Source organism: Microvirga sp. GN3 (assembly GCF_055792825.1).
Genome location: NZ_JBVVAK010000252.1, coordinates 1,567 through 7,723, shown reverse-complemented (window position 1 = coordinate 7,723; position 6,157 = coordinate 1,567). Strand labels below are relative to the sequence as shown.

Sequence of the window (6,157 nt, the reverse complement as noted above, 5' to 3'; positions counted from 1 at the left end):
TCCGGGCCCGCGGCATGTGAACGGCCGCATCAGAGGCCGCACACATGTCAGACCCTGACCACGCGCTGCATCAAACCTGAAGATTCTTCTTGCGCTCTAGCGGGCGTCCACACATGTCGCAAATTCTGGGGTACGGGAGCGTTGGTTCATGAAGATATCGCGGAGCCGATTGAGCCCCCATGACATCAATCACACAACGCACATCGTTGCCGGCTTGCAGGTCCGGATCATGCGGTTAAGGACCTCGACTCCGAGCGCCACCTCTCCTTGCTGATTAGGAAGTGAACGGGGATGTCACATTAACGGCGAATACTACCCTGTACTCGTCAAGGAACAATCTCGCGCCGAGGGAAATCAACGACTTGGGCTGTGCAAAAACTGACCTCGTCGGCTGCCTAACGGCTATACTCAGTTAATGTGACATCCCCGGTTGTGTCTATCCGAAGCCTTCCGAACATCCGGAAACTCTCAGGAGGACTAAGGCACTTAGGATCGATGCGCTGGAAGATCAGCTCCACGCCGCGTTCAATACACATCGAGAGCAATCGGCCCCCTCGGAATTGCGGTATGCCGAAGATCAATCGGATGCGGCTGGTTGATAAGGCCGAGATGACTTAGTGCTTGCTGTCGGGTGTCGTCCTAACTGGGTGCCAAGTGGCGCCTGGGGCCGTTGTCGGTGGCAAAGTTCTCGCGCTTGCCGCCCCGTGGACCAACCTCCCGGAAGATGCCGCCATCCTTTCCAGTATTTGTGCCTGGCTTCTTGTCCATCGATTAATCCCTGCGGTTCATGAGTTTCGATTGATGGCTCTGGACGACAATTAGGCTATGCCGGCAAAGTTCCTGAATATGCTGAACCGGAAGCTTGGCCGAAGCCCTGGGACCTGCACTCAATCGTGCCGAATCTTGCCTTTCCCCACTTGTGGCGGCAACGTCGATACATCGTCGCGTTCGACGACCGTAGAGATGAATGCCAAGCTCAGCAATTTGTCCTTAATCGACCCAGAAACGGTCGTTGGAACAAATTATCGAGGCAGGCCTATCAACGAAAATTTCATGGAAAAGGCAGACACTCGCCAAAGCTCGCCTCACGCAACCGGCGCCAAGTTCGACGGCACTCTTCTGACACCCAAGACCAGGATAGCATGATCCCACAAGACCCGTTGGCACAGCTGCCCGTCGAAGTGGTTTCCACATCCTTCGACCTCTTGCAGATCGCGCTTGGCATCGCGATCCTTGTCGTCGTGGTCTTCGTCCACGGTGCCGGCATTCGACGAGTTTCGCGCTACTTCTCTGGACGATGGGTGCATGTGACCACGGCGACGCCCCATTGGCGGGTCAACCTCCTGTTCGGCAGCGTGATCGCGCAACTCGTCATCGTTCATTTGATCGAGGTGATGGTCTGGGCACTGCCGATTTACTGGCTCAATCTCATTCCCGAACTCTCAACCGCAGCCTTTTTCGCAGCCGAGACCTATACAACTCTCGGTGAGGGCACTGTCCGGCTGCCGCTGAGCTGGCGGCAACTAGGGCCCATTATCGCCGTCTCAGGGCTTTTCACCTTCGGTTGGACGTCGAGCGTGCTCGTCTATGTCATGACTCAGTTCGGAACACTCGACACCCACCACGCCGAACGTAAGAAAGCCGCCGAATCCGACGCTGCGTAACTTCGACTACTCGATGATCCTGCTGTGCGTCCGGCAGTATCTCGCCTTTAGCCTCAGCCTATGCGGTCGTTAAGGGATGGTGGCGGATGAGGTATCCAGAATTTAGGACAACGATTGTGGTCCTCACGGCTTGGAGGTTTAGACATGGTAACGTGATTGAGACCGGACTTGAGGGCTCCCTCGCCCGAGCGTACCTGAACACTCTTGAGCTAACAGACGCAGCAGCGCCGGGTTGCGGATGCGTGAAACCCTCAGCAGGTCGCGGTGCCCCCCTATCGGCGGAATAGCGGACCTTCCCAGACCGTCGTGATCAGACCGGGGTCGACCCAGTGCAGACATTGCACCTTGAAGGAAGTTTGGAATTTAATGACCTGAGTACGGGGCCGTGAGGTGATGGTCGACCGCGCTCAATTCATCGTGCCGGACCATCGACCGGCGACGAACATTGCCTCTGCGCAAGACCCCTGACGTCGTGCAATGCACCCGTCGAGTGGGTCGCATTAGGGGGCTGTCTCACGTCCTGCCCTCGGTCGTGTCGCGGTCTTGTCGGTCTTGCCCGGCTCCTCCGCGGAGCGATGCTCGATCTGGCTCATCAGCTTGTCGGCCATATCCTGAAGGCGGCGGCGATCCGGCTCCGAGAAGTCGCGTGGTCGGGTGTCAATGACGGATAGGGTGCCGATGACTAATCCCGAGGAAGTCCGCAGCGGAGCCCCAGCATAAAAGCGGATGCCCTTCTCCAGCACGCGCGGATCGTCGGCAAAGCGCGGATCCTCCGTGACGTCCTGGGACGCCAGCACCTCGTTCGCCGCGATCACGTGGGCATCGAGCGAGTCCTCATGAGGAGGCTGCTGTGTGACCTGAGTTTCCTGAGGCAGGCCTGCCACATCGGTTAGGGGCCGGTGTGCCTCATCCACGAGAGAAACCAAGGCAATCGGGACATCGAACGCCTGCGCGACTTTCCTGGATGCCTCGTCGAACTGACGGCCCATCACGGAGGCCAACCCGAGGTCGTGCAGCGCCGCAACCTGCGCCTGCTCGGTGTCAGGAAGGACCGGGGGCGCTTCGCCCGTCGATGCCGGGCGGCAGACCCACGCATTCACCTGCTCGACACAGGCTGCCAGAGAGGCGAAGACCGCATCGGCCGCCATCTGCTTCTTGAGGTCGTCTGTCTGCCCCGTCCCGGGCGCCAGGTTCCAACAGCAGACGATGAGCTTCATGTGCGGTGCCCGGCGGCGCAGGCGACGGCAGATGTAGCGGGCATAAACCTGCGGCTGTGGATGCAGGTAGGACAGGCACACCACGTCCACGTCTTTGAGATCGAGCTGCCCCAAGGCCCCCTGACTGACGGCGATCGGCGGAAGAACCCGAGCGCCGATGCCCTGTTCCTCGAGCACCTGCGCCATCATCTCGGCCGCGGCGCGATCGAGTTCCGTGCGTCCCGCCAGGCAGAGGACCGACGAGGGCCGTTCCTCTGGTGCGGACGGTGCGCGATCCTCACCCGTAGCCACTTCGTTGCCGGAGGCGGCGTTCTCTCGGACATGGTCCTCCACCTCGCGCACGACGCAGATCGCCGTGTCGGCGACGAGCCGCCGGTAGTTGGTGTCGGTGGTGCTGCGCTGGCGATCGTTCTCGGCCAAGCGGAGAGCCGGAATGGCCACGTTGTCGTAGAGCTCACGCGAGGAGTGCTCGTCGACGTAGTCCTCGGCCATCTCCACCGCCTCCTCGAGATTGCCGGCCAGCAGGCGTTGGTAAAGACGCTCTTCCGGTGCGAGCACCGGATCGCTGCCGAGGAGGACGCCGAGGAATTCGAGCTGCGGCACATAGCGTCCGATCACGACGAGGCAGACCGTCAGGGGCGTTGCGAGGAACAGCCCGACCGGACCCCACAGGCTGGTCCAGAAGATCGCCGCCATGATGATGGCTAGCGATGACAGACCCGTGCTGGAGCCGTAGAGCCATGGCTCGATGACGTTGTTGCTGACGAGCTCGGCAAGGAGGAACAGGCCCACGACCCAGAACAGCATCGTCCAGCCGGGATCGACCGCGATCGCAAGGGCAATCGGGAAGAGAGCAGCCAGGAAGGGGCCAAGATAAGGGATGAACCGCAGTACCGCCGCCAAGAGGCCCCACAGCAGGGCATTCGGCACGCCGATGAAATAAAGGGCGATGCCGATCGGGATGCCGTAGGTCAGGTTCACCACGAGCTGCATCAGCAGATAGCGGCTGACCCGGGCGGCGGCATCGTTGATGGCCTGGGTGCTCTTCTGGAGATCGCCTGCCCCGGCGAGCTTGATGAAGCGGTCGCGCAGGTCCTCGCGCTCGAGCAGCACGAAGATCACGAAGATCACCACCAGGCCAGCGGTGGCCAGCGGCGCGAGCAGGGGACCGACAACGGTCTGAATGATCTCGAGTGGCTTGGCCTGCGGGGCCTCCAGCCGCACGGTGACCGGCTCCTGCGCGGTGCCGCTGCCGAGCCGGGACCCGGGTGTCTGCGCCGGAACATTGTCAGGAGGCTTTTCGCCGGAGATCTGCTTGCCGACATCCTGGATGGTCGTCGTGACCTTGTCCACGATCCCCCCGCCGGGAGCGGAGGTCTGCAACGAGCGGATCTTGTCGGTGATGGTGGTCTGATAGCTCGGGAGGTTGTTGGCAAGCTGAACGAGCTGGCGCCCGACCACGAAGGCAATGCCCGCGATCAGAACGAAGGCCAGGGTCACGGCCACGAGCACGGCTGCAATCCGCGGCAGCTTCCAGCGTCTGAGCCAGTTGACCAGTGGCGTCAGGGCGAAGCTCAGGAGGATCGCGAGAGCAAAGGGAACGAAGAGATCCCGGCCGAAGTAGAGGCCTGCGATCGCCAGGACGATGCCACCGGCGGTCAGGATGGGCGATCCTGCGGGCTGGAGGGCGGGCGGGGGCGGCGCCGGAGCCGGGTCGGCCATCGTGCAGTGCCTTCGGTTCAGGTTAATCGCAGGACAACTCGATGCCAGTGGCATTTGATCCGATCGGCGGTTCGGGTGCGTTGCCGTCGTCGCCTTGGGGCTGCACTGCCCATCCGCGTGGCGCCATCGGAGAGGCATGACTGAAGGGGCTGCTCCAGTGCTGTCTCCTAGATCGACGGAGCTTTGCCTTGCGCGATCTGGCGGCAGAAAGGGATCAAGAGCAGGAGATCGAGGCTAGGAGATAGAGCTAACCTTCTGTCGTCTGATGCGAAGTGCGGGTTTTGGCACCAAGCGGTGGTAGGTTGAAGATCCGCCTTCCTGCGGTGGAACGGACATCGACACCGTCGCGCTCAGGGGCAGTGCGTGACCCGAACTGGTCACCTGTTGCGGTGCGCACAAACGATTCAGCCGAAGAGTCTGGCTCGTCCCTCATGACTGATTGGAACGGGCGACCTAGGATAACATATGCAGTGATTGCTCCACGGCCTAGAGATCAATGCATGAGGCCCCGGTCTGCGCGGTTTGGCCTTTCCCTTGCCCCAGCCGTTGTCCTCGCGCTCGGCATCGTGCTGCTGGGCGCGCTCGAACTCATGCAAAGTTACAACGAGAGGGTAGGACGGGGCGAGGAGAATGCCCGGAATCTCGTCCATGTACTGGCCGAGCAGACCGAGCGAACCTTCCAGGCGGTCGACTTCACGCTGCTGGGGCTCCGTGAGGCCCTGACCGCCGCTCCCGACTTGCCGGAGAACGATGCCCGCTTCCGGGTGCGTATTCCAGGCGATGGTGATCACGGTTTCCAGCGCATCGTGATCATCCATTCCAGGGCATCGTGATCATGGTTTCCAGAGGACCATGATCGCTCATTCCAGCGATCGTGATCAGCCTCCGAGACCGTGAAGAGGTGCTTTCTGCTGGCAGTCTGCAACCCACGGTACTCTTGGCCTTTGCTTCCCAGCCGAGGACCAAGATGCCCACCGAGAGACTGTCGATGCGCCACATCCGTGAAGTAGGTCAGGCCGTCCGTTATCAGCTGCTTCTCGAAGAGCGGCCGCTGTACCTGGACCGCGTCCCAGCCAAACTCGGCTGGGCGGGTCAGGAACATTACGAGCGTCTTGGTCCTTATCGACTTCCGGAGCCCCCACGACAGCGTCATAAGGAGGGTGTCGTCGTACTCGCAGTGCGGGCCGGCCGCGTCAAGCGCTACCTGGTCCCAGGTCAGCCCGACCGACGCAACGAGCCGCCCGTCTAGCCTCCCGCCGCCTATCTCGGCCAAGAGGTCGTCCTGTAGTAGTAGCTCGAGCCCGCCGTCGCCGGTCCAGTCCGGCCGGGCGGCCTGCGCCAACTACATAAACGACTGCCACGGGACCCGGTCCGGGTCCGACCAACGCCACCGCGCGACCCTCTCGGGCTGGCGTACCACGTCCGCATTCTGAAGTGCCTACACCGCGTAGCTGTCAGAGAGCCACCCGTAGAACCAGGAGCCGACCCTTCGTTTCCGGTTCTCATGGCACCCAACGTCTGACGGTCGTCTTTCGTGGAGAAGTGCCAGAGCCT

Annotated in this window: 4 protein-coding genes; 2 read left to right on the top strand and 2 right to left on the bottom strand. The window is 61.7% G+C overall.

What is annotated here, in order from left to right; genetic code table 11:
- Positions 1 to 1,142 precede the first annotated feature (1,142 nt).
- Positions 1,143 to 1,664: a two pore domain potassium channel family protein gene (locus ACS5Q1_RS45240; protein WP_473104348.1), complete on the top strand. Its 522-nt coding sequence runs from the start codon at positions 1,143 to 1,145 to the stop codon at positions 1,662 to 1,664.
- Between the two features lie 500 nt (positions 1,665 to 2,164).
- On the opposite strand, the gene ACS5Q1_RS45235 is transcribed toward ACS5Q1_RS45240, so the two are convergent.
- Positions 2,165 to 4,603: an AI-2E family transporter gene (locus ACS5Q1_RS45235; RefSeq protein ID WP_473104347.1), complete on the bottom strand. Its 2,439-nt coding sequence runs from the start codon at positions 4,601 to 4,603 to the stop codon at positions 2,165 to 2,167.
- Between the two features lie 500 nt (positions 4,604 to 5,103).
- Between ACS5Q1_RS45235 and ACS5Q1_RS45230 the strand changes: the two genes are divergently transcribed.
- Complete coding sequence (locus tag ACS5Q1_RS45230; RefSeq protein ID WP_473104346.1) at positions 5,104 to 5,436, top strand: hypothetical protein; 333 nt, start codon at positions 5,104 to 5,106, stop codon at positions 5,434 to 5,436.
- Here ACS5Q1_RS45230 and ACS5Q1_RS45225 read toward each other — a convergent pair.
- Positions 5,391 to 5,945, bottom strand: a complete 555-nt coding sequence (locus tag ACS5Q1_RS45225) for a hypothetical protein (RefSeq protein WP_473104345.1) — start codon at positions 5,943 to 5,945, stop codon at positions 5,391 to 5,393. The two genes, ACS5Q1_RS45230 and ACS5Q1_RS45225, sit on opposite strands and share 46 nt — an antisense overlap.
- Between the last annotated feature and the right edge of the window lie 212 nt (positions 5,946 to 6,157).

Excerpts from the sequence above, each read along its gene's own strand:
- ACS5Q1_RS45240 (WP_473104348.1), top strand. The coding sequence starts at position 1,143 with ATGATCCCACAAGACCCGTTGGCACAGCTGCCCGTCGAAGTGGTTTCC.
- ACS5Q1_RS45235 (WP_473104347.1), bottom strand. The coding sequence starts at position 4,603 with ATGGCCGACCCGGCTCCGGCGCCGCCCCCGCCCGCCCTCCAGCCCGCA.
- ACS5Q1_RS45230 (WP_473104346.1), top strand. The coding sequence starts at position 5,104 with ATGAGGCCCCGGTCTGCGCGGTTTGGCCTTTCCCTTGCCCCAGCCGTT.